The following is a 20,408-nucleotide window of genomic DNA, read 5'->3' as shown; positions in this document are numbered from 1 at the left end:
AGGGCGGCTGCGGGCGGCCAGCTGCGGGTGGGCAGCCGCCGGCAGCCGCGTCGCCGTCGCGGCGACCTGCCGCGCGCCGGTCAGGCGGCGGCGCGTGGATCGGGACCGAAGCGGTTGGGGCCTTCGGTGCCGCGCGCGCACATCCAGACGAGCAGGATGATCCCGCCGATGATCGGAATGAGCGCGATCAGCAGGAACCAGCCCGAACGGCCGATATCGTGGAGGCGGCGGACGGTCACCGCGAGGCTCGGCACGAGCAGCGCCAGCGAGATCAGCAGGGCCGCCACCGACAGCAGCAGCGCGGGCGTGCTCGCGTCATGGCCGAGCATCGTGATCAACTGGCAGACGAGCGACACGGCGAACGTGAGCAACGCGAAATACCAGTATTCCGCGCGGCGCGCCCGGCCTTCGAATGTCGCATATTGATTGAACGCTGAACGAACGGCATCGGTGAAATTCATTTTGTTCACCTCGTGTTCCAGGGCCTGTTCACGCTAATAACGGGCTTGCGCTTGCCGCCAGAAGGGCCGAGCGCAAGGAATGGGACGCAGCGAATACCGGGCGTATTCGCAAGGAGCATGACGCGGCGATCGGCCCTTCTGGCGGCAAGCCCCACAAATGATTTTTTTAATCACGGGAACGTACCTTGCCGGCCGCATTGCGGCGTTGCTCGTCGCTTGTTTGGCTCGGCCAAACGGCGCTCCTCACGCCTTGCACTGCGACCGGCAAGGTACGTTCGCAAGCCCGTTATTAGCGTGAACAGGCCCTAATCAACGACCCCGGAAACCACGCGAAAAGTATAGGTGGAATTTCGTCGGATTTAAGCGATTTTATGCGGCCGGCCGTCCGCGCGATAACCGTCACGCATCATGCCGCGTTATTTTTAAATAACAGCAGACAAAATCGACCGCCCCCGGCTCAATAAAAAAAAGGGGGCGATCGCTCGCCCCCCTTTGTCATGCGGTCCGCCCGCCGCCGCTCAGAATGCGACGTAGGGTGCGGCGCCGCCGCTGCCGCGCAGGTCCATCCCGAAGTAGATCGTTTTGCCGTAGAAATGCGGCAGGCCGATATCGAGCCATGGCGCCGGGTTCGTGACCGGCGCGGAGCCGAAAGGCCCGCCGATATCGTTGAACGCGAACGTCGACGGGTTCGCGAACAGCGCATCCGCATTCGCGACCGGCATGGTCACCATCGCCTGCGCACCGTTCTGGCCCGTGAGCGTCGCCGTATAGTTCACGGTCCCCGACGGACAGTAGAACGGGGTATTGCGCGTGCAGCGAGTCTGCGTGTCGTCGAAGAAATAGGCGTTGGAACCCGTATCGAAGAACGCGCCGCCACCGGCCGCCGGCGACAACGTACGGCCGAGGAACGATGCGGTGACGTCGCCCGTCGTCGTGGACGGCAGCACGTTCGAGGCGCCCAGCGCATTGTTGGACTGCGTGCCGATGCCGAACGTCAGCAGCCCCGTCGCGCTCGCCTGGCCGGTGGCCGAGATGCCCGGCATCTGCACGATCACGCCATTGTTGTCGCTCGCGAAACGCTGCACCGGATTGGCCACCTGCTGCGCGAGCGGCACGAGCGTCACGTTGCAGCTCGCATTGCCGTTCGGGCACGCGTAGTAGTTGTTGCTCAACGACGACGTCGACGTCGTGCAGCTCACGCCGCAGTCGAACGGCGCCGGCCCGATGCCGAGGATGCCGTTCGCGCCGAGCGCCCCCGCCGAGTTGGCGGCCGTGCCGTTGTTCGTGCACGAGGTCGGGACGTTGGTGGAGCCGAGGTCGCCGAGGATCTGCACCGGCAGCGAGCTGGCAATTTCGCCGCCGATCTTCAGGTCGGCGGTGCGCACCGAGCCCCACGTGTAGGTCGACACGAACTTGCCGCACTCGGCGAGCGGCGCGCCGTTCACGGTCGTCACGGGCAGGTTGCCCAGCACGCCCGGCACCGCGTCGCTGACGAGCCGCAGCCCGTACGACGCGGTATCGACCAGCACGTTGCTGACGACCTGGCAGTTCGACGTGCCCGGCGCGCAGACGGTCACGCTGACGGTCGGGATGTTGATGACGTTGGCGACGCCCCGGTCCACGGTGATGACCGCTGTGTTCGACGCGGTGGGCGCGGGCGGCGGCGGGGAACCGCCGCCGTCGCCGCCGCCGCACGCGGCGACGAGTACGGCCGTGGCGGCCGCGAGGCTCAGTGCGCCGAGCCAGCGAATGAAGGTACGAGAAATTCGCAAGATCACTCTCCCGGTCACTGGATGTCGTTGCCGGTCACGCCGGCAGGCAGCGCCTGCGGCAGCCAGGCTTGCCCCGAGAACGAGCCCATGTGGCCGCCCGTCCGGATCACGATGGCGCTCGAGTCGACCGACACGGGCGCGCGCCAGCCGCGCGCCGCGTGCGCCGCTTCGACGCCGGCCTTGTACTGCGGAAGATAGCTGCCGAACACCTGGCCGAAATCGGGCATCGTCGGGCCGCGCCACGCGACGCCGAACACGGTGCCGGCGGCGGACGTGTATTCGCGGATCACGGTGCCGGATGCGACCGAGAGCTCGCGCACGGTGTAGGCGGCCGCGCTCGCCGACGAGCCGTCGGCCGAGCGCATCGCGCGCTGCAGCGCGCGCACGGTGGCGGTGCGATCGTCCGCCGGCGGCGACATCGGCGCGCCGCCCAGTTCCGCGTGCGCGTGGATGCTCCACAGCACGCCCATCGAGGCCGTCGCGCACGCAACGGCACAGCCCAGACGTTTCAGGTTCACGTTCCCCCCCAGGGACTTGCCTCGTTGTCGACGGCGAGCGCGGTGCGAACCGCGACGCCATCGCGTCATGTCGTGTCAGACAAACCGACGAACGGTGATTCTGATACAGCTTGAAGCGTAGTATGCCTGCGGAGTGTAACCAAGTGTCAACGGCGCGCATGAGGATTCGCCCGGGGCCGTGCCGCCGGGGAGCCGCCGGAGCGGCCGCCGCGCGAGGCCCGGGCGGGCGGCGCCGGACGGCGCGCCCTCGGGAAGGTCAGAAGCCGAGGCTTGCGAGCAGATCGTCGACCTGCGCCTGGTCCTGGACGACGTCGGTCTTGCCTTCCGGGTTGATCTGCGGGCCGTTCAGCAGCGATTCGGGGCTGCCGGTGCTGCTCATCACCTGCTCGGCCGCGAACGCCGCGAACTGCTCGCGCCGCTCCGGCGCGATGTTCTCGACCAGCACGGTCAGGAGCTGCTGCTCGATCAGGTAGACCATGTCCATGATCTTCTTGATCACCTGCCCGGTCAGGTCCTGGAAGTCCTGCGCGAGCATGATCTCGAGCAGCTGCGCGCTGGTCGCGGACGTCGCGTCCGGCAGCGCGCGCAGGAACGAGCGCGTGTCGTCCATCAGCTCGCGGACCTCCGCGCGCTCGATCGGCGCCGCGTACCACTGCGCCCAGCGCGCGTCGAGCGCCTCGGCCTCGTTCTGCATGCGCTCCTGCATCGGCTTCGCGACCTCGATCGCGGTCAGCACGCGCTCGGCCGCCTGCTCGGTCATCGTCGCGACGTAGCGCAGCCGGTCGCGCGCGTCCGGCACGGCTTCCGCCGCGCGCTCGACGTGCTTGTCGAGTCCGAGCTCGCGCATCGAGTCGCGCAGCGCGCGCGTGACGGAGCCAATGCGCGCGAGGATGCGGTCGGCCGCCAGGTCGGCGCCTTCGGGATGGCTGTCGGCGGCAAAGCCCGCGCCCGCCATCGCCGCGTGGATCGGCTCGTTCACGTCAGCTCCCGGTCTTCGCCATCTTCTCGATGATCTTGCTCAGCTTCTCGTCGAGCACCGCCGCCGTGAACGGCTTCACGACATAGCCGCTCGCGCCGGCCTGCGCCGCCGCGATGATGTTCTCCTTCTTCGACTCGGCCGTGACCATCAGCACCGGCAGGTGCGTGAGCGTCGCGTCCGCGCGGATTTCCTTCAGCATCGCGAGGCCGTCGAGGTTCGGCATGTTCCAGTCGGAGATCACGAAGTCGAAGCCGCCGCCGCGCAGCCGCGCGAGACCGGCCGCGCCGTCCTCCGCCTCGTCGACGTTCGTGTAGCCCAGTTCCTTGAGCAGGTTGCGGACAATCCGGCGCATCGTCGGGAAGTCGTCCACCACCAGGATTTTCATGCTCTTGTCCATCATTGTTCCTTTCCAGATTCGTTTCGTCGAAACGCGTGCATGATAGCGCGCGTCCGGCACAATTCCTTATACGCGCTGCACGCGATCCGCGAGGCGCGACATCACGCGGCGGCTCATGTCGGCGAGCGGCACGATTTCTTCCGCGCCGCCCAGCGCGATCGCCTCGCGCGGCATCCCGAACACGATGCAGCTCGCCTCGTCCTGCGCGAACGTGTAAGCGCCCGCGCGCTTCATCTCCAGCAGGCCGGCCGCGCCGTCGCGGCCCATCCCGGTCAGGATCACGCCGATCGCGTTCTTGCCGGCGTGCGTCGCCGCCGAGCGGAACAGCACGTCGACCGACGGCCGGTGCCGGTTGACCGGCGGCTCGTCGGACAGCTGCGCGATGTAGTTCGCGCCGCTGCGGGCCAGCAGCAAGTGCGCGTGGCCGGGCGCGATGTACGCGTGGCCGGGCAGCACCCGTTCACCGTGCTCGGCTTCCTTCACCGCGATCCGGCACAGGCCGTTCAGGCGCTGCGCGAACGACTTCGTGAAGCCGGGCGGCATGTGCTGCGCGATCAGCACCGCCGGTGCATCCGGCGGCAGCGGCGTCAGCACTTCGCGGATCGCCTCGGTGCCGCCCGTCGACGCGCCGACGATGATCAGCTTTTCGGTACTGACGAGCGGATTGTTGAGCATCGGCGCAGTCGGATGGCCGCTCGCCGCGCGTGCGGCCGCGGCCTGCGGCTGCGGCGCCTGCCGGACGCGGGCGCGCGACGCCGCGCGGATCTTGTCGGCGAGCTTCTCCGCGTAGTCGAGCATTCCGTCGCGGATGCCGACACGCGGCTTCGTGACGAAGTCGACGGCGCCCAGCTCGAGCGCGCGCAGCGTGATTTCCGAGCCGCGCTCGGTCAGCGACGACACCATCACGACCGGCATCGGCCGCAGGCGCATCAGCTTCTCGAGGAAGTCGAGCCCATCCATGCGCGGCATTTCGACGTCGAGCGTCAGGACGTCCGGATTGTGCTGCTTGATGAGATCGCGCGCGACGAGCGGATCCGGCGCGGTCGCGCACACTTCCATGTCGGGCTGGGCGTTGATGATCTCGGTCATCAGGCTGCGAATCAGCGCCGAATCGTCGACGCACAATACTTGGATCTTTTGCACTGCGTTCTTGCCTCCTGCTATTTCGATATCGTCTGGGCGAACGGGCCGCCTGCGCCGCTGCGCGCGCCGAACAGCTCGATGCGCGCACGCGCCGGCTGGGCCGCGCCCGGCTGTTTCGCGAGTGAGACCCCACCGGACTGGCCCGGCGCGGGCCGCTTCGCCGGCGCGCTGAACAGCTCGACGTGCGGGCGGGGCCGCGCGGCGCGTTCCGCCGAGTGCGCGAGCGCGGCTTCGCGCTCCGTGACGCCGTGCACCTGCAGGCGCAGCTTCTTCACCGCCGCGCGCCCCGAATGCGGCATGAACGCGACCTTGCGAGGATGCACGCCCTGCAGGTCTTCCGCCGTGATCCGGATGCGCTCCAGCGCGAGATAGCGGCGCACGAAGTCCGCATTGCGGTCGCCGATGTTGATCGTCGTCATGCCGGCGAGCACGGCCGCGCCGCCGAACACCTTCGCCTCGAAGCGCTCGCGCCGGCCGCCCGCCTTGATCATTTCGTTGATCAGCACTTCCATCGCGTAGGCGCCGTAGCGCATCGACTCGGACGCGGCCGCGCACGCGTCCGCGCCGTCGTCGGGCAGCATGAAGTGGTTCATCCCGCCGATGCCCGCGTACGGATCGTGCAGGCACGCGGCCACGCACGAGCCGAGCACGGTCATCAGCACCATGTCGTCGTGGGTCGTATAGAACTCGTTCGGCAACAGCTTCACGCCCGGCAGGCCGAAGTGGTTGTCGAAGTAGCGGTTGGTCGCGATCGGCAGCGCACTCATCGGCGTTCCCCGACGGCCGGCGTCGCGGCCCCGCTCAGGCGCGCGCGCGGCGCGCCGCCGCCCGACGCGGCCAGGCGCGACGTGTCGCGCGTCAGTTCATAGACCGTCTGGCCGCGCAGCCGGAATGCCTGCGTGACGTACGTGAAGTTCTCCGAGTGGCCGGCGAACAGCAGGCCGCCCGGCTTCACGAGCGGCTCGAAGCGGGACAGCACCTGCCCCTGCGTCGGCTTGTCGAAGTAGATCATCACGTTGCGGCAGAAGATCGCGTCGAACGGCTTGCCGATCCCGTAGTCGGCATCGGTCAGGTTGAGCTGCTCGAAGCGGATCATCGCGCGCAGCTCCGGGCGCACCTTCACGCGGCCGGCCTGCGCGCCCGTGCCTTTCAGGAAGAAGCGCTTCAGGCGCTCCGGCGACAGGTGCTTGACCTGGTCGTACGTGTAGATGCCGGCCTCGGCCTTCGCGAGCACCTGCGTGTCGAGGTCGGTCGCGAGGATCGACGCGCTGCGCGCCGCCGAGTCGCCGAGCGCCTCGATCAGCGTGATCGCGATCGAATACGGCTCCTCGCCGGTCGACGCGGCCGAGCACCACACCGACACCGGCGCGTCGCGGCCCTTCACGAAATCGGCGAGGATCGGGAAGTGATGCGCCTCGCGGAAGAACGCGGTGAGGTTCGTCGTCAGCGCGTTGGTGAAGGCCTCCCACTCGACGGGATCGTCCTCCCGCTCGAGCTGGTCGAGATAGTCGCGGAACGTGTCGAGACCGCGTGCGCGCAGCCGGCGCGCGAGCCGGCTGTACGCCATGTCGCGCTTGTGCTCGGACAGCGAAATCCCCGCGCGCTGGTGGATCAGCGTGCGGATGCGCGCGAAGTCGGCGGCCGTGAACGCGAAGTCGCGCCCGGCTTCACCAGCCCGTGGCGATGCGTCCTGGGGTTCGGCACGATGCGGAGCGCGCGCGGTCAACATGGCTTAGAAGGTCTCCCAATCGTCGTCGGACCTGCCGGCAGCCGCGGGCGCCGGCTTCTCGCCGGACAGCGCGGGCCGCACGAGCGCGGGCTTCGCCGCCGGCGCGGCAGGCTTCGCGGCGGCCGGCTTCGCGACGCGCGGCGCATAGCCGCCCGCTGCCGGCGCGTTGCCCGACGACGCCCTCGGTTCGGCGGCGAGCGCGGCGCGCTTCACGGGCTGCGGTTCATGCTTGTGTGCGGATGCCGCGTGCGGCAGCGCCGGCACGGCGGCCGGCTGCGGCGCCGGACGCGCGGCGGGCAGCGCGGGCGGTGCGGACCGCACGGGCGCGGCCGCATGCGCGATGCCGCCGATCACGCGCCAGCCGGACACGACCGCCTTCATCTGACGCGTCTGCTCCTCGAGCGACGCGGCGGCGGCCGCGGCCTGCTCGACGAGCGCCGCGTTCTGCTGCGTGACGGCGTCCATCTGGCCGACCGCGCGGTTGACCTGCTCGATGCCGGTCGACTGCTCTTCGGACGCGGCGCTGATCTCGCCCATGATGTCGGTCACGCGGCGCACGGCCTGCACGATCTCGTCCATCGTCGAGCCGGCGCGCGCGACGAGCTCGGAGCCGCTTTGCACCTTGTCGGCGGAATCGCCGATCAGCTGCTTGATTTCCTTCGCGGCGGTCGCGCTGCGCTGCGCGAGCGAGCGCACCTCGCCCGCGACGACCGCGAAGCCGCGGCCCTGCTCGCCGGCGCGCGCCGCTTCCACCGCCGCGTTCAGCGCGAGGATGTTGGTCTGGAACGCGATGCCTTCGATGGTGCCGATGATGTCGACGACCTTGCCCGAGCTCGTCGCGATGTCCTGCATCGTGTCGACCACCTGGCCGACCACGTCGCCGCCCTGCGTCGCGATGTCCGACGCGTTGACCGCGAGCTGGCTCGCCTGGCGCGCGTTCTCGGCGTTCTGCCGCACGGTGCCGGTCAGCTGCTCCATGCTCGACGCGGTTTCCTGCAGCGACGCGGCCTGCTCTTCCGTGCGCTGCGACAGGTCGGTGTTGCCGGTGGCGATCTCGCGCGCGCCGACGTCGATCGACTCCGCGCCGCGATGCACGGACTGCACCATCGTCGTGACCGCGTCCTGCATCCGCCGGATGCCGCCGAACAGGCGCCCGATCTCGTTCGTGCTCTGGACCTGCACCGGCTCGGTGAGGTCGCCCGCGGCGATGCGCTCGAAGTGCGTGACCGCCTGCTCGAGCGGCTGGATGATCAGCCCGCGCAGCGCGAAGCGAATGGCGACCACCATCACGAGCGACAGCGCGATGCCGGCCGTGATCAGCGCGATCATCAGCGCAATGCGCGACTGCGTCGCGCCCTGGCTTGCTTCCGCGCGTGCCTGCAGCGCGTTGAAGGCCGCCGACGACGCCTGGTCGTACGCGACGAACATCGGGCTGATCTTCGTGTCGGCGATCGCGTGATACGCCGCCATGTCGCCCGCGCGCGCGGCCGCGAACTCGGGCTCGATGCCTTCCTTGACGATCGTCGCGTAGCGCGCGGCGAGCTCGTCGACAAGCGCCTGGTCGACGCCGTTCTTCGGCGTCGACTGGAACGTCTGCCAGTTCTGGGTCGACTTCGCGAACAGCTCCTGCGCGCGCGCCAGCACCTTGGCGGCCTCGTCGGCATTGCCGCCTTCGGCCATCGAGCGGAAGCGGTCGAGCGACACGCGGGCGCGCAGCAGATATGACGACGTGTCGTCGAGCGAGGCGATCGCCGGCAGGTCGTTATGCGCGATCTCGTCGAGCGAGCGGCTCGCGTGATGGAGCGCATAGAGGCCGAGCCCGCCGACCGCCGCGGCGAGGCACGCGAGGATGAGTCCGACCGCCGTGAGCGTCGTGCGGATCGACCAGTTTTGCAACATTGCAGGTTCTCCCGAAATTCCTTGCGCCCGGCGCGCTTATACGCCGAGCGTCTCGATCAGCGCCATTTCCCGGCTCGACATCAACTTCTCGATGTCCATCAGGATCAGCATCCGGCCGTCGACCGTGCCGAGGCCCGTCAGGTACTCGGTCGTCAGCGTCGCGCCGAATTCCGGCGCCGGCATGATCGCGTCGGTCTGCAGCGTCAGCACGTCGGACACGCCGTCGACCACCATCCCGACCACGCGGTTCGACACGTTCAGGATGATCACGACGGTCTGGTGGTCGTACTCGACGCGGCCCAGGTGGAACTTGATCCGCATGTCGACGATCGGCACGATGATCCCGCGCAGGTTGATCACGCCCTTGATGAAATCGGGCGCGTTCGCGATGCGCGTGACGCTGTCGTAGCCGCGGATTTCCTGCACCTTCAGGATGTCGATCCCGTACTCCTCGTCGCCGAGCGTGAAGACGAGGAACTCCTGACCCGTCGCGTCGCCATGCTCCGCGTCGCGGCGGCTCGTGGCCGCATTCGCCGCGGCCGGATTGATCATTTGGACTTCAGCAGACACGTTTGCCCCCAATCAGTTGAATGGCGAGAGTCAGAAATTCGCGAGCGCGGCTGCCGCATTGGCGCCATGCGTCGCACGGGTTTCGCGGTTCAGCGCCGCGACGTCGACGATCAGCGCGACGCTGCCGTCGCCGAGGATCGTTGCTGCCGAGATGCCGTGCACCTTGCGGTAGTTGGTTTCGAGGTTCTTCACGACCACCTGCTGCTGGCCGACCAGCTCGTCGATCAGCATCGCGAAGCGGCGGCCCTCGGTTTCCATGATCGTGACGATCCCCTGGGTCGGGTCGGTGCGCGCGTCGTCCACCGAGAACACCTCGTGCAGCGCGACGAGCGGCAGGTATTCGCCGCGCACGCGCACCACGCGCTCGCCGTTGCCGACCGTGTAGATGTCTTCCGCGGACGGCTGCAGCGACTCCATCACGAAATTGAGCGGCAGGATGAAGATCTCGCCGCCGACCTTCACCGACATCCCGTCGAGGATCGCGAGCGTGAGCGGCAGCACGATGCGCGTCGTCGTGCCCTTGCCGGCGTGCGACGAGATCTCGACGTGGCCGCCCATCGACTGGATGTTGCGCTTCACGACGTCCATGCCGACGCCGCGGCCCGACACGTCGGTCACCGTCTCGGCGGTCGAGAAGCCCGGCGCGAAGATCAGCTGCCACACTTCGTCGTCGCTGATGTTGTCGGGAATCTGCATCCCCTGCTTCGCGGCCTTCGCGAGGATCCGCTCGCGGTTCAGGCCGCCGCCGTCGTCGCTGACCTCGATCACGATGTTGCCGCCGTGATGCGCGGCCGACAGCACGAGCTGGCCGACCGCGTCCTTGCCGGCCGCGCGCCGCTTGTCGACGGTCTCGATCCCGTGATCGAGGCTGTTGCGCACGAGGTGGGTGAGCGGATCGATGATCCGCTCGATCAGGCTCTTGTCGAGTTCGGTCGCCTGGCCGAACGTGACGAGCTCGACCTGCTTGCCGAGCTTGCCGGCGAGATCGCGCACGAGCCGCGGGAAGCGGCTGAACACGTAGTCCATCGGCATCATCCGGATCGACATCACCGCTTCCTGCAGGTCGCGCGCGTTGCGCTCGAGCTGCGCCATCCCGTTGAAGAGACGGTCGTGCAGCGCGGGGTCGAACGCGCTCGCCGTTTCCGCGAGCATCGCCTGCGTGATCACGAGCTCGCCGACCAGGTTGATCAGCTGGTCGACCTTCTCGACGCCGACGCGGATCGAGCTGCCCTCGCCGCCCGATGCGGCCGCGGCGGCCGGACGCGCGCGCTTGTCGTCGTGGTGCGGCTGCGCCTGCGGCGCGTGCGCCGGCTCGGCGGCGGCCTGCGGGGCTGCCTGCGGTGCGGCAGCCTGCGGCGCGGGCGCGGCCGGCGCGGGCGCGGCTGCTGCTACTGCGGCCGGCGCAGCCGGGGCTGCGGCGGGCTGCGCGGCGGCGGCCGGCGCGTCAGCGGACGCGGGTGCGGCCGGCGCGGTGCCGCGGCCGATCTTGATCTGGCTGTCGTCGATCACGAAGCAGCACACCGCGACGATGTCGTCGGACGACACGTCCGACTGCAGCCACAGCGTCAGGTCGGCGCCGGCCTCCTCGCGGCCGACGATGTGGCCGAGATTGCCGAGTTCCTCGGCGAGCAGCTCCCGGTCCTTCGCATCGACGCCGGACAGCGTGATCTTCAGGTGCGGGCCGCCGGCGTCCGCGGCCGCGGCGGGTTCGGCCGCCGCGCCGGCGGCCGGGTGTGCGGCCTCGAACGCCTGTTCGACGACGTGGTCGGGCGCACCGGCGCCCGCCGATGCGGCCGGCGCTTCCGGTGCGGCAGGCGCAGCGGCTGCCGCCGGCTCGCCCGCGCCGCCGCCGGTCTTCAGCCGTTCGAGCTTCGCGCAGATCGCCGCGGCGGCTGCCGCATCGGGCTCCGCGCTCGCGCGGTAGTCGGCGAGCTGGTCGGACAGCACGTCCTTCGCCTCGAGGAAGACGTCGACCATCTCCTTCGTCAGCTTCAGCTCGTGGTTGCGCACGCGGTCAAGCAGCGATTCGAGGATGTGCGTCGTTTCGGTGAGCGCCGTGAAGCCGAAGGTCGCCGCGCCGCCCTTGATCGAATGTGCGGCGCGGAAGATCGCCGCCCCATCCTCGGGATCGAGCGCGTCGACGTCCAGATTCAGCAGCAGCTGCTCCATCTGCGCGAGCAGCTCGTCCGCCTCATCGAAGAATGTCTGGTAGAACTGAGTGATGTCGAGAGTCATGCCGGGTCACCGGATAAGGTCGTCGCGGTCAAATCAGGAATCGGCCGGCGCGGACAGCGTCGCGACCAGGTCGATCAGCACGGCCGGATCGATAGGCTTCTCGATCCAGCCGGTTGCGCCCGCATCGCGCGCCGCGGCCTTGAACGCATCGCTGCCCTCGGTCGTCAGCACGAGGATCGGGGTGTCCGCGTAGGCGGTCAGCTTGCGCAGCGCCGCGATCACTTCGAGGCCGCTCTTGCGCGGCATGTTCTGATCGGTCAGCACGAGGTCGTACGCGACGGTGGCCGCCATGTCGAAGCCGGCTTCGCCGTCCGGCGCAACCGTCACGTCATAGCCGGCCTGGGCAAGCGTCCCCTGCAGGAGCGCACGCATGGTCGCGGAGTCGTCGATGGCAAGAATGGTTCGGATCATGTCAGTCTCGGAAGCCTCAGTGTCGCGGCGCGGATGCGGCGGCGCCGGCCAGAGCCGGACGCACGCCCACCGTCGCCGGGGGGGCGATCTGCTGCGCGAGCTGCTTCGAGCCCGCGGCGTCTGCCGACAGCGTCGTGGTCGTCGCGTCGTCGCGCATCAGCGCCTCTTCGGATTTGCGATTCAGCACGATCACGCTGATCCGGCGGTTCTCCGGATCGAGCGGATCGGCCTTGTTCAGGTTCTGCGTCGACGCAAGGCCGAGCACGCGCAGCACCTTCGATTCGTCCATGCCGCCCGCGATCAGCTCGCGGCGCGATGCGTTCGCGCGGTCGGCCGACAGCTCCCAGTTGCTGTAGCCGCCTTCGCCGCCGGCGTACGCCACCGCGTCGGTGTGGCCCTGGACGATGATGCGGTTCGGCACGTCGTTCAGCGTCTTGCCGATCTCGCGCAGGATGTCGCGCATGTACGGCTCGACGTGATCGCTCGACATCGCGAACATCGGCCGCTTCTGCGTGTCGACGATCTCGATGCGCAGCCCCATCAGCGTCGAGTCGATGCGGATCTGCTGCTTGAACTGGCGCAGCGTCGGGTTCGCCTCGATCGCGGCCATCAGCTTGATCTGCAGGTCGTGCAGGCGCGCCTGCTCGCGGCGCTCGAGCGCGCCCTGCGCCTGGGCCTGCGCTTCGTCGTCGTTCTTCTTCGCGACGCGGTCCGCCAGGCTGGTCGAGCCGTCGGTGCGGCGCGTCGAGCCCGCGTCGATGCTCGAGATGTCGCGCCCGCCGCCGTTGATGATGCTCGAATCCTGCGAGCTGCGGTCGCCGCTGCCGAACAGCGCGGCCTGCAGCGGCGTGTTGAAGTATTCGGCGATCCCCTTCAGCTGCACCGGCGTCACCGAGCTCAGCAGCCACATCAACAGGAAGAACGCCATCATCGCGGTCATGAAGTCCGCATACGCGAGCTTCCAGGCGCCGCCGTGGTGGCCCTTCTTCGCCGGGGCCACCCGCTTGACGACGATTGCGCGATCCTTGCTCTTGCTCATCGGGCGCTCCGCGTCACTTCGCCTTCACGCGGCGCACGTGCTCTTCGAGCTCGGCGAACGACGGCCGCTCGGTCGAGAACAGCACCTTGCGGCCGAACTCGACCGCGATCGCCGGCGCGTAGCCGTTCAGGCTCGCGAGGATCGTCACCTTGATGCACTGGAACATCTTCGTCGACTCGGCGACGCGCTGCTCCGCGAGGCTCGCGAGCGGCCCGATCAGCCCGTACGACAGCAGGATGCCGAGGAACGTGCCGACCAGCGCCTGCGCGATCATCGCGCCGAGCACCGCGGGCGGCTTGTCGGCGGACGCCATCGTGTGCACCACGCCCATCACGGCCGCGACGATACCGAACGCCGGCATCGCGTCGCCGACGCGCATCAGCGCGTGCGCCGGGCCTTCGCCTTCCGCGTGATGCGTCTCGATCTCCTCGTCCATCAGGCTCTCGATCTCGAACGCGTTCATGTTGCCGCCGACCATCAGCCGCAGGTAGTCGGTCAGGAATTCGACGATGTGGCGGTCGGCCAGGATCTTCGGGTACTGGGTGAAGATCGGGCTCTTGTCCGGATCGTCGATGTCGGCCTCGAGCGTCAGCGTGCCTTCCTTGCGCGCTTTCGCGAGCAGCACGTACAGGAGCCCCATTAGCTCCATGTAGACGTCCTTGTTGTACTTCGAGCCCTTGAAGAGCGTCGGCAGCACTTGCAAGGTCGCCTTGATGGTCTTCATGCCGTTGCCGAGGATGAACGCGCCCACGCCCGCGCCGACGATCATCAGAATTTCGATCGGCTGGATCAATGCGCCCAGATGCCCGCCTGCCAGCGCGTAACCGCCGAAGACGGACAAAATCGTCACGAGTGTTCCTACGATAATCAGCACTGCCTGTCCCTCACGAATGGCCGGCGGGGAGACCGCCGTTAAGTGGTTTACGGCAGTCGGCAGGAAAACTTTGGGCGCCCCGCGGCGGCCTCCGGGCCGTGTTTACCAGCATTCCGCGGCGGCTCGCGCCTGCCCGCGGCACGCGGCTGCGGCCCGCCGCCTCCGCCCCGAGGGGCTCAGACCGCGAGCGCCGCCTGCCCCGCCTGCGCGGCCGCCGCCTTGCGGGTCTTGCCGGCGCGCGACGGCGGCTGGCAGAGCCCGCACACGAATCCTTGATGCGGATCATGCGCATGCGCGACGAAATGGCCGCCGCAGCGCGTGCACGGCGTCATCTGCAGCATCCCCGAATCGAAGAAGCGCACGAGCGTCCACGCGCGGGTCAGGCTCAGCGCCGCCTCGTCGCCGGACAGGTTCACGTGCTCCAGATACAGCCGGTACGCCTTCACGATCGCCTGGATCGGCTCGCAGCGGCCGTGGTCCTGCATGAACCGGTAGATGTTGTAGAACAGCGACGAGTGGATGTTCGGCTGCCACGTCATGAACCAGTCGGTCGAGAACGGCAGCATCCCCTTCGGCGGCGATACGCCCTTCAACTCCTTGTACAGCTTGATCAGACGGTCCCGCGACAGGCTCGTCTCCGCCTCCAGCAACTGCAGCCGGGCACCCAGTTCGATCAGTTCGATGGCGAGGGTGATTTCCTTCACCTCGACCACGACGCTTTTGCTTGCCATAAGTGTTAGCTGCCTGCTTTTCGTTGCTTCGGATCAAATGCCCATGCGCCGGCCGCCGGCGCGGCGCACCGGGACAAACGCAAGGCAGGGAGCGTCAGCGGACGCTTTCGACCGGCTGGCCGGCCATCAGGATCGCCGAATGGGCGTGCGAGACCACGGTGCTGCGCCCCTTGTCGGCTAGCGACGACAGCAGTGCGTGATCGTCGAAACGAAAGCGGCACAGCATCTGGTTCGACGCCGCGAGCTTCACGGTCTGGGCGAGCGTGAGGTTCCCGAGGACATCGGCCAGCTCCTCGGAAATTCCCATGCGGAACATGCCCATCGCTTTGTCCTCGCGCAGCAGGCGTTGCGCGAGCAGGAGGTACGACAGGTTTACCTCTTTGATCTCACTGAGCATTTCGCTTGTAGCGCTCATGATTTCCCCGTTAAGTGCCTTTGGCCATTCGTGTTATGAAAACGTTTGCTCGATGTGGCGGCTCGTGGCGCGCAATCGGCATGTTTATGGTCTTACAACGGGATTTTGGCTAAACGGGTTTTATGCCGGTATCAGCAAAGTGGCGTGCGCCGCGCAGGATTTGTCTGTAAACCGTGTAGGAATTTTTCCTACAAAGGCAATTGAAAGGAAGATTGTTGAAATTCACGCGGCGGAATGCCGCGGATGACCGAGTGGCGAGGCTGTCGGCGCGAAGATCGGTAAAAATTATAGTACTTTTTCACGGCGACGCAACAATTGACTTGGACGTCTCACATTCCGCGTCCCACCCCGTTTATCGGGGTTTTCTCGTATTTCAGCGTGTAACAAGCCTTAAGTGTTTGAAAAAACACTCGAACCCTTCCGACCGATCCCGATAATGGCTCCAATGGGCGGTGGCGCGATGCTTGCCGGTCCGCCCCGCAGCTTGCCGCCCGAAGCCCTGCCGCGCGCCGCCACCCGCGTGCGTCGGCAAGTTTCGCCACCCGTGCAGCTTTGTCCGGGATCGGAGTCCGACGCTGAAGGATACGCTCCGATCGACCGTTTTACATGGGGCCCGAGCAGGCGCTCTAACGCCGAGCCGGGTCGATATCGGAGATCGCCCATGCGCATTGCCCAGATCGCACCGCTCTACGAAGCCGTCCCGCCGAAACTCTACGGCGGCACCGAGCGCGTCGTGTCCTACCTCACCGAAGCCCTGGTCGAGCTCGGCCACGACGTCACGCTGTTCGCGAGCGGCGACTCGGTCACGTCCGCACGCCTCGAAGCGGCCTGGCCGCGCGCGCTGCGGCTCGATCCGTCGATCCGCGATACGATGGCGCCCCATATGCGCCTGCTCGAGCAGGTCGCCCGGGTCGCGCACGAATTCGACGTGCTGCACTTCCATCTCGATTACCTGCCGTTCCCGCTGATGTCGCGCCTCGACACGCCGTACGTGACGACGCTGCACGGGCGGCTCGACCTGCCGGAACTGCAGCCGGTGTTCGACGCGTTCCCCGACACGCCCGTCGTGTCGATCTCGAACAACCAGCGCAAGCCGCTGCCGCAGGCCGCGTGGGCCGGCACCGTGTATCACGGGCTGCCCGGCACGCTGCTCACGCCGCAACCGGGCGTGAAGCCCGAGTACCTCGCGTTCCTCGGCCGGATCTGCCCGGAAAAGCGCGTCGACACCGCGATCCGGATCGCCGCGCAAAGCGGGCTGCCGCTCAAGATCGCCGCGAAGGTCGACAAGGCCGACGCCGACTATTTCAAGGAAGTAATCGAGCCGCTGCTCGGCGAGGCGCACGTCGAATTCATCGGCGAGATCAACGAGGCGCAGAAGCCCGCGTTTCTCTCCGGCGCGAAGGCGCTGCTGTTCCCGATCGACTGGCCGGAGCCGTTCGGGCTCGTGATGATCGAGGCGATGGCGTGCGGCACGCCGGTCGTCGCATTCAACCGCGGCTCGGTGCCGGAAGTGATCGAGGACGGCGTGACCGGCTTCATCGTCGAGGACGTGCAGGGCGCGGTCGGCGCGCTGCACCGGATCGACAGCCTGTCGCGCGACGCGATCCGCGCGCGCTTCGACACGCGCTTCAGCGCGAAAGCCATGGCGCAACGCTACGTCGACACCTACGAAACACTGTGCGCATCGACTAAACAGCCGGTATTGCGCCGGGTCGCAGGCGGCTGACGCCACTGCAAATTCGCCCGGGAACGGGCGTGAAAATGCGCGCCGAAATCGGCCGCGAAAAACGAAAGAGCCACATCGACGATGCGGCTCTTTTCGTTACGTCCTCTGCATCAGGCGATCAGAAAACGGTCGCGGTTTTTACCGACGATCCAATTCGGCGGCTTGCCTCGGCCACTCCAGGTGGCGCCCGACTTCGGGTCGCGGTATTTCGCCGGCAGCGGCGCCTTTTTCGGCGGACGGCCGCGCCGCGCGCGCTCGGCAAATCCCAGATCCTGGGCGGTCAGGCCGTATTCGGCGATCACCCGCTGAACATCGGCAATCACCGCCTCGACTTCCTGGCGGCGCACTTCATCCGCCTGGGCCTGCAAATCGGCGATCTGCGCCCTGAGTTTCGCGTATTGAGACATTTTCGGCTCCCTGTTTCATGATGCGGCCCCGGCAATTCCAGCCTAGACACAAAGCATCCGTTACGCAATCCGCACTGCCACTGTGCCCGTCGAAATAAATGCCGGCATTTTTAACCGAAACGGCTATATCGGGAATGCGGACTTATTCTAATAAAAGCCGTTCGTCCAGCATTCCTATTTAACAATCGTTGACCCTCTTCGCCCCGATTCGTTTCCTATAATCCAGACCAAATCAGGGCGGCGGCATCGAGTGCGCGCCGCCGTCGTGTCTCACCTCATTGGAACTGGATTGCTCACATGAACCTTTCTCAGCGGCTCGCGGCAGAGGTATTCGGCACCTTCTGGCTGGTGCTCGGCGGGTGCGGCAGCGCCGTGCTGGCAGCGGCCTTTCCGGGGCTCGGCATCGGTTTTGCCGGCGTCGCGCTGGCCTTCGGCCTCACCGTGCTGACGATGGCGTTCGCGATCGGACATGTTTCGGGGTGCCATCTGAATCCTGCGGTGAGCGTGGGCCTGACGGTCGCCGGCCGCTTCCCGGCGCGCGACCTCGTGCCGTACATCGTTGCGCAGGTGATCGGCGCGACGATCGGCGCGTTCGTGCTGTACCTGATCGCGACCGGCAAGCCCGGCTTCGACGTTGTCGGCAGCGGCTTCGCGACGAACGGCTTCGGCGAACGCTCGCCCGGCCACTACTCGCTCAGCGCGGCATTCATCTGCGAAGTCGTGATGACCGGCTTCTTCCTGTTCGTGATTCTCGGCGCGACCGACAAGCGCGCGCCGGCCGGCTTCGCGCCGATCGCGATCGGCCTGTGCCTGACGCTGATCCACCTGATTTCGATTCCGGTCACCAACACGTCGGTGAACCCGGCCCGCTCGACCGGCCCGGCGCTGTTCGTCGGCGGCGAGGCGATCGGGCAGCTCTGGCTGTTCTGGGTCGCGCCGCTGATCGGCGCGGCGCTCGCCGGGGTCATCTATCCGCTGGTCGCGGGGCGTGACGACGCCCCCGGCCTGCTGCCGTCGGCATCCGCTCGCACAAGCGAATAAAACACTACGGGGTTATGCGGGCAGGAGCAGCGAGCCTCACGCTGTCGAACAAAAGCGAGGCAGGCAAATTCAACGGGCGCCGTCGGCGCCCGTTTTTCATTGGAGGATTCAGCGCGCCGCGACGCCGTCCTCGAGCGCGAACAGTGCGCGCAGATGGCGCGCGACGCCCGCGTCGAAGTTGTTGCCGATCCGCGGGATGTGCGGCAGGCGCGCAACGAGGTCCGGGTTCGCGTTGTTCATCATGAACGCGTGGCCCGCGGTTTCGAGCAGGTCGATGTCGTTCATGTTGTCGCCGAACGCGATGCAGTGGCCCGGCTCGACGCCGATCCGCCCGAGCACCGCGCGCAGCGCGCGGCCCTTCGACACGTTCGCCGCCATCACTTCGAGACAGTCGGGCAGCGAGTACGTCACGTACAGCGCGTCGCCAAATTGCGCCTGCAACCGTTCGGAGACGACCGCCAGGTCCGCCGGCTCGCCGATGTACAGCACCTTCGCGATGTCGGCGCCCGCATGCGCCGCCATGTCGATCACGTCGTAGCGGAAGCCCGAATCCTGATGGAAATCGAGCAGGTGCGGCGCATCGCGGTCGATCAGCCAGCCGTGATCGGCGAACAGGTTGACGATCACGCGGCCATGCGCGCCGACGACGTCGGGCTGCACGGCACGGCGCACGATCGCCGGATCGATGTCCTGCGCGTGGATCGTCGTGTCGTCGGGCGCATGCACGCGCGCGCCGTTCGACGTGATCAGGTACGGCCGGATGCCGAGCAGGTCGCGGATGCCCGCGACGTCCGCATAGTGGCGCCCCGTCGCGATGATGAACTGCAGGCCGTCGCGGTCGAGACGGCGCACGGTCTCGATCGTGTACGGGTCGAGCTGGTGATCGCTGTTCAGCAGGGTGCCGTCGAGATCGGTGGCGATGACTTTGTACATGGGACGGGATAAGGCGCGGTTGGCTCTGCGGAACCGCTATTCTAGCGTCGCGCGCCGGGCCGTGTCGGGCAGTTGTCAGGTTGGCGCGCCGCGCGCCGGCACGCCGGCGCCGCTCAGCCGCCCTGTGCCGCCGCCAGCGCGAGCCTCAGCGCGCCGTGCGCGGAATCCTCGAGCGGCGCGCGCAGCCGCCCGGCGTGGCGCGCCGGCACCGCGGGCGCGAGCGCGTCGGCGAGCCCGCCGCACAGCGCGACCGGCAACGCGCGCTGCGGATCGAGCGCGTCGATCATCTTGCCGATCTCGCCGCCCGCCTGCGCGATCAGCGCCGCCGCGTACGGATGCGCGCGATGCGCGAAGACGATCGGCGCCAGGCGCGCGTAGGCCGTCTGGTTCGCGTCGCACGACCACTCGACGAGCGTGTCGCGATCCGCTGCGCCGATCTCGGCAAGGAGCGCGTCAGCCAGCGCGTCGCGCGGCACGCGGCCGTCGAGCGCCTGCTGCACATATGCGAGCGCGCGCAGGCCGAGCCACGCGCCGCTCGCCTCGTCACCCGACGGAAAGCCGAAGCCGCCCGCGATCCGGCACGCGCCGGCCGGATCGAGCGCCGCCGCGATGCTGCCGGTGCCGAGCGCGACGATCAGCCCCGGCGCGCCGCCGTGCGCGCCGACAACCGTCGTATACGCGTCGCTTTCGACCACCAGCGCGGCGAGCGGCGCCTGCGCGCGAAACGCCGCGAGCCAGCTCGCGTTGTTGACGCCCGCCAGCCCGCAGCCGAGCACGCAGCGCGACCAGTCGAGCGCGAACCCCGCTTGCGTGAACGCTTCCGCGCACGCGGTGCCGATCGACGCCCACGCACGCTCGATGCCGAGACCGAGCCCCGACGGGCCGCCGCGCCCCTGTGCGAGCTCGCGGCCCTGCCGATCCGCCAGCACCGCGCGGGTGCCGGTGCCGCCGCCGTCGATGCCGATCGCGAAAAGAAAATCCGTCATCACTTCATCCTGCCGATTCGAACAGGCGCCAAGCTTAACCGGATCGGCGCCGCGCGCCCATCTGCCGTTCGGCCGCCTTTGCCGCGTACCGGGCATCCGCTATGCTGGCGCGATCGAATCGATACTGGAAGCGAGGCACACG

The 20,408-nt window shown here is 67.9% G+C and carries 21 protein-coding genes; 2 read left to right on the top strand and 19 right to left on the bottom strand.

The annotated features are described in order from the left end of the window. Positions 1-80: 80 nt before the first annotated feature. From B7P44_RS01165 to flhD, 16 genes are all read right to left on the bottom strand, one after another. On the bottom strand, positions 81-461 hold the full coding sequence (locus B7P44_RS01165) for a DUF805 domain-containing protein (protein ID WP_084899744.1): 381 nt from the start codon (positions 459-461) through the stop codon (positions 81-83). A gap of 518 nt (positions 462-979) precedes the next feature. Continuing rightward, complete coding sequence (locus tag B7P44_RS01160) at positions 980-2,233, bottom strand: DUF3443 domain-containing protein (RefSeq protein WP_084906328.1); 1,254 nt, start codon at positions 2,231-2,233, stop codon at positions 980-982. A 14-nt stretch (positions 2,234-2,247) separates the two neighbouring features. Further along, positions 2,248-2,751, bottom strand: coding sequence for a DUF2844 domain-containing protein (locus B7P44_RS01155; RefSeq protein ID WP_084899741.1), 504 nt, complete (start codon positions 2,749-2,751; stop codon positions 2,248-2,250). A gap of 256 nt (positions 2,752-3,007) precedes the next feature. Continuing rightward, the gene (gene cheZ / locus B7P44_RS01150) at positions 3,008-3,730 is read right to left on the bottom strand and encodes a protein phosphatase CheZ (protein WP_084899739.1); all 723 of its coding nucleotides are present in this window, start codon (positions 3,728-3,730) and stop codon (positions 3,008-3,010) included. Position 3,731: 1 nt separating this feature from the next. Continuing rightward, positions 3,732-4,127 (bottom strand): chemotaxis response regulator CheY, encoded by a 396-nt coding sequence (gene cheY, locus B7P44_RS01145; protein WP_029226639.1) that lies wholly within the window; start codon positions 4,125-4,127, stop codon positions 3,732-3,734. Between the two features lie 66 nt (positions 4,128-4,193). Further along, on the bottom strand, positions 4,194-5,216 hold the full coding sequence (locus B7P44_RS01140; protein WP_269148817.1) for a protein-glutamate methylesterase/protein-glutamine glutaminase: 1,023 nt from the start codon (positions 5,214-5,216) through the stop codon (positions 4,194-4,196). Positions 5,217-5,287: 71 nt separating this feature from the next. After that, positions 5,288-6,037 carry a chemoreceptor glutamine deamidase CheD gene (gene cheD / locus B7P44_RS01135; protein WP_084899734.1) on the bottom strand — a complete coding sequence of 250 codons (750 nt, stop codon included), beginning with the start codon at positions 6,035-6,037 and terminating at the stop codon, positions 5,288-5,290. Continuing rightward, a complete protein-coding gene (locus tag B7P44_RS01130; protein WP_084899731.1) occupies positions 6,034-6,999 on the bottom strand; it encodes a CheR family methyltransferase in 966 nt (321 codons plus the stop codon). Before B7P44_RS01130 ends, cheD begins: the two co-directional genes overlap by 4 nt. A gap of 3 nt (positions 7,000-7,002) precedes the next feature. Continuing rightward, positions 7,003-8,898 (bottom strand): methyl-accepting chemotaxis protein, encoded by a 1,896-nt coding sequence (locus tag B7P44_RS01125; RefSeq protein ID WP_084899729.1) that lies wholly within the window; start codon positions 8,896-8,898, stop codon positions 7,003-7,005. A 36-nt stretch (positions 8,899-8,934) separates the two neighbouring features. Then, positions 8,935-9,450, bottom strand: coding sequence for a chemotaxis protein CheW (gene cheW, locus B7P44_RS01120; RefSeq protein ID WP_010093021.1), 516 nt, complete (start codon positions 9,448-9,450; stop codon positions 8,935-8,937). A gap of 48 nt (positions 9,451-9,498) precedes the next feature. Further along, the gene (gene cheA / locus B7P44_RS01115; RefSeq protein ID WP_084899726.1) at positions 9,499-11,703 is read right to left on the bottom strand and encodes a chemotaxis protein CheA; all 2,205 of its coding nucleotides are present in this window, start codon (positions 11,701-11,703) and stop codon (positions 9,499-9,501) included. Between the two features lie 33 nt (positions 11,704-11,736). Continuing rightward, on the bottom strand, positions 11,737-12,114 hold the full coding sequence (locus B7P44_RS01110) for a response regulator (protein WP_010093024.1): 378 nt from the start codon (positions 12,112-12,114) through the stop codon (positions 11,737-11,739). 16 nt (positions 12,115-12,130) lie between these two features. After that, positions 12,131-13,153, bottom strand: a complete 1,023-nt coding sequence (gene motB, locus B7P44_RS01105) for a flagellar motor protein MotB (RefSeq protein WP_084899723.1) — start codon at positions 13,151-13,153, stop codon at positions 12,131-12,133. 13 nt (positions 13,154-13,166) lie between these two features. Beyond that, a complete protein-coding gene (gene motA, locus B7P44_RS01100) occupies positions 13,167-14,027 on the bottom strand; it encodes a flagellar motor stator protein MotA (protein ID WP_017334904.1) in 861 nt (286 codons plus the stop codon). A 176-nt stretch (positions 14,028-14,203) separates the two neighbouring features. After that, positions 14,204-14,758 (bottom strand): flagellar transcriptional regulator FlhC, encoded by a 555-nt coding sequence (flhC, locus tag B7P44_RS01095; protein ID WP_042586778.1) that lies wholly within the window; start codon positions 14,756-14,758, stop codon positions 14,204-14,206. A gap of 94 nt (positions 14,759-14,852) precedes the next feature. Further along, positions 14,853-15,173 carry a flagellar transcriptional regulator FlhD gene (gene flhD / locus B7P44_RS01090; RefSeq protein WP_010093028.1) on the bottom strand — a complete coding sequence of 107 codons (321 nt, stop codon included), beginning with the start codon at positions 15,171-15,173 and terminating at the stop codon, positions 14,853-14,855. A gap of 661 nt (positions 15,174-15,834) precedes the next feature. Between flhD and B7P44_RS01085 the strand changes: the two genes are divergently transcribed. After that, positions 15,835-16,899 (top strand): glycosyltransferase family 4 protein, encoded by a 1,065-nt coding sequence (locus B7P44_RS01085; protein ID WP_084899721.1) that lies wholly within the window; start codon positions 15,835-15,837, stop codon positions 16,897-16,899. Between the two features lie 110 nt (positions 16,900-17,009). Here the strand turns inward: B7P44_RS01085 and B7P44_RS01080 are convergent, their stop codons facing one another. Then, on the bottom strand, positions 17,010-17,306 hold the full coding sequence (locus tag B7P44_RS01080; RefSeq protein WP_084899718.1) for an H-NS histone family protein: 297 nt from the start codon (positions 17,304-17,306) through the stop codon (positions 17,010-17,012). 297 nt (positions 17,307-17,603) lie between these two features. Between B7P44_RS01080 and aqpZ the strand changes: the two genes are divergently transcribed. Further along, the gene (gene aqpZ, locus B7P44_RS01075) at positions 17,604-18,347 is read left to right on the top strand and encodes an aquaporin Z (protein ID WP_084899715.1); all 744 of its coding nucleotides are present in this window, start codon (positions 17,604-17,606) and stop codon (positions 18,345-18,347) included. 108 nt (positions 18,348-18,455) lie between these two features. Here the strand turns inward: aqpZ and B7P44_RS01070 are convergent, their stop codons facing one another. Together B7P44_RS01070 and B7P44_RS01065 are read right to left on the bottom strand one after the other, a co-directional pair. Beyond that, positions 18,456-19,280, bottom strand: a complete 825-nt coding sequence (locus tag B7P44_RS01070) for a Cof-type HAD-IIB family hydrolase (protein ID WP_084899713.1) — start codon at positions 19,278-19,280, stop codon at positions 18,456-18,458. A 113-nt stretch (positions 19,281-19,393) separates the two neighbouring features. Next, complete coding sequence (locus tag B7P44_RS01065; protein WP_084899710.1) at positions 19,394-20,266, bottom strand: glucosamine kinase nucleotide-binding domain-containing protein; 873 nt, start codon at positions 20,264-20,266, stop codon at positions 19,394-19,396. Between the last annotated feature and the right edge of the window lie 142 nt (positions 20,267-20,408).

This window comes from Burkholderia ubonensis subsp. mesacidophila (assembly GCF_002097715.1).
Lineage (GTDB): Bacteria > Pseudomonadota > Gammaproteobacteria > Burkholderiales > Burkholderiaceae > Burkholderia > Burkholderia mesacidophila.
Note: the sequence above shows the minus strand (reverse complement) of the source record. Positions and strands in the feature narration are given on the sequence as shown.

Excerpts from the sequence above, each read along its gene's own strand:
- B7P44_RS01165 (WP_084899744.1), bottom strand. The coding sequence starts at position 461 with ATGAATTTCACCGATGCCGTTCGTTCAGCGTTCAATCAATATGCGACA.
- cheY (WP_029226639.1), bottom strand. The coding sequence starts at position 4,127 with ATGGACAAGAGCATGAAAATCCTGGTGGTGGACGACTTCCCGACGATG.
- B7P44_RS01140 (WP_269148817.1), bottom strand. The coding sequence starts at position 5,216 with ATGACCGAGATCATCAACGCCCAGCCCGACATGGAAGTGTGCGCGACC.
- cheD (WP_084899734.1), bottom strand. The coding sequence starts at position 6,037 with ATGAGTGCGCTGCCGATCGCGACCAACCGCTACTTCGACAACCACTTC.
- B7P44_RS01130 (WP_084899731.1), bottom strand. The coding sequence starts at position 6,999 with ATGTTGACCGCGCGCGCTCCGCATCGTGCCGAACCCCAGGACGCATCG.
- B7P44_RS01125 (WP_084899729.1), bottom strand. The coding sequence starts at position 8,898 with ATGTTGCAAAACTGGTCGATCCGCACGACGCTCACGGCGGTCGGACTC.
- cheW (WP_010093021.1), bottom strand. The coding sequence starts at position 9,450 with ATGATCAATCCGGCCGCGGCGAATGCGGCCACGAGCCGCCGCGACGCG.
- cheA (WP_084899726.1), bottom strand. The coding sequence starts at position 11,703 with ATGACTCTCGACATCACTCAGTTCTACCAGACATTCTTCGATGAGGCG.
- B7P44_RS01110 (WP_010093024.1), bottom strand. The coding sequence starts at position 12,114 with ATGATCCGAACCATTCTTGCCATCGACGACTCCGCGACCATGCGTGCG.
- motB (WP_084899723.1), bottom strand. The coding sequence starts at position 13,153 with ATGAGCAAGAGCAAGGATCGCGCAATCGTCGTCAAGCGGGTGGCCCCG.
- flhC (WP_042586778.1), bottom strand. The coding sequence starts at position 14,758 with ATGGCAAGCAAAAGCGTCGTGGTCGAGGTGAAGGAAATCACCCTCGCC.
- flhD (WP_010093028.1), bottom strand. The coding sequence starts at position 15,173 with ATGAGCGCTACAAGCGAAATGCTCAGTGAGATCAAAGAGGTAAACCTG.
- B7P44_RS01085 (WP_084899721.1), top strand. The coding sequence starts at position 15,835 with ATGCGCATTGCCCAGATCGCACCGCTCTACGAAGCCGTCCCGCCGAAA.
- B7P44_RS01080 (WP_084899718.1), bottom strand. The coding sequence starts at position 17,306 with ATGTCTCAATACGCGAAACTCAGGGCGCAGATCGCCGATTTGCAGGCC.
- aqpZ (WP_084899715.1), top strand. The coding sequence starts at position 17,604 with ATGAACCTTTCTCAGCGGCTCGCGGCAGAGGTATTCGGCACCTTCTGG.
- B7P44_RS01070 (WP_084899713.1), bottom strand. The coding sequence starts at position 19,280 with ATGTACAAAGTCATCGCCACCGATCTCGACGGCACCCTGCTGAACAGC.
- B7P44_RS01065 (WP_084899710.1), bottom strand. The coding sequence starts at position 20,266 with ATGACGGATTTTCTTTTCGCGATCGGCATCGACGGCGGCGGCACCGGC.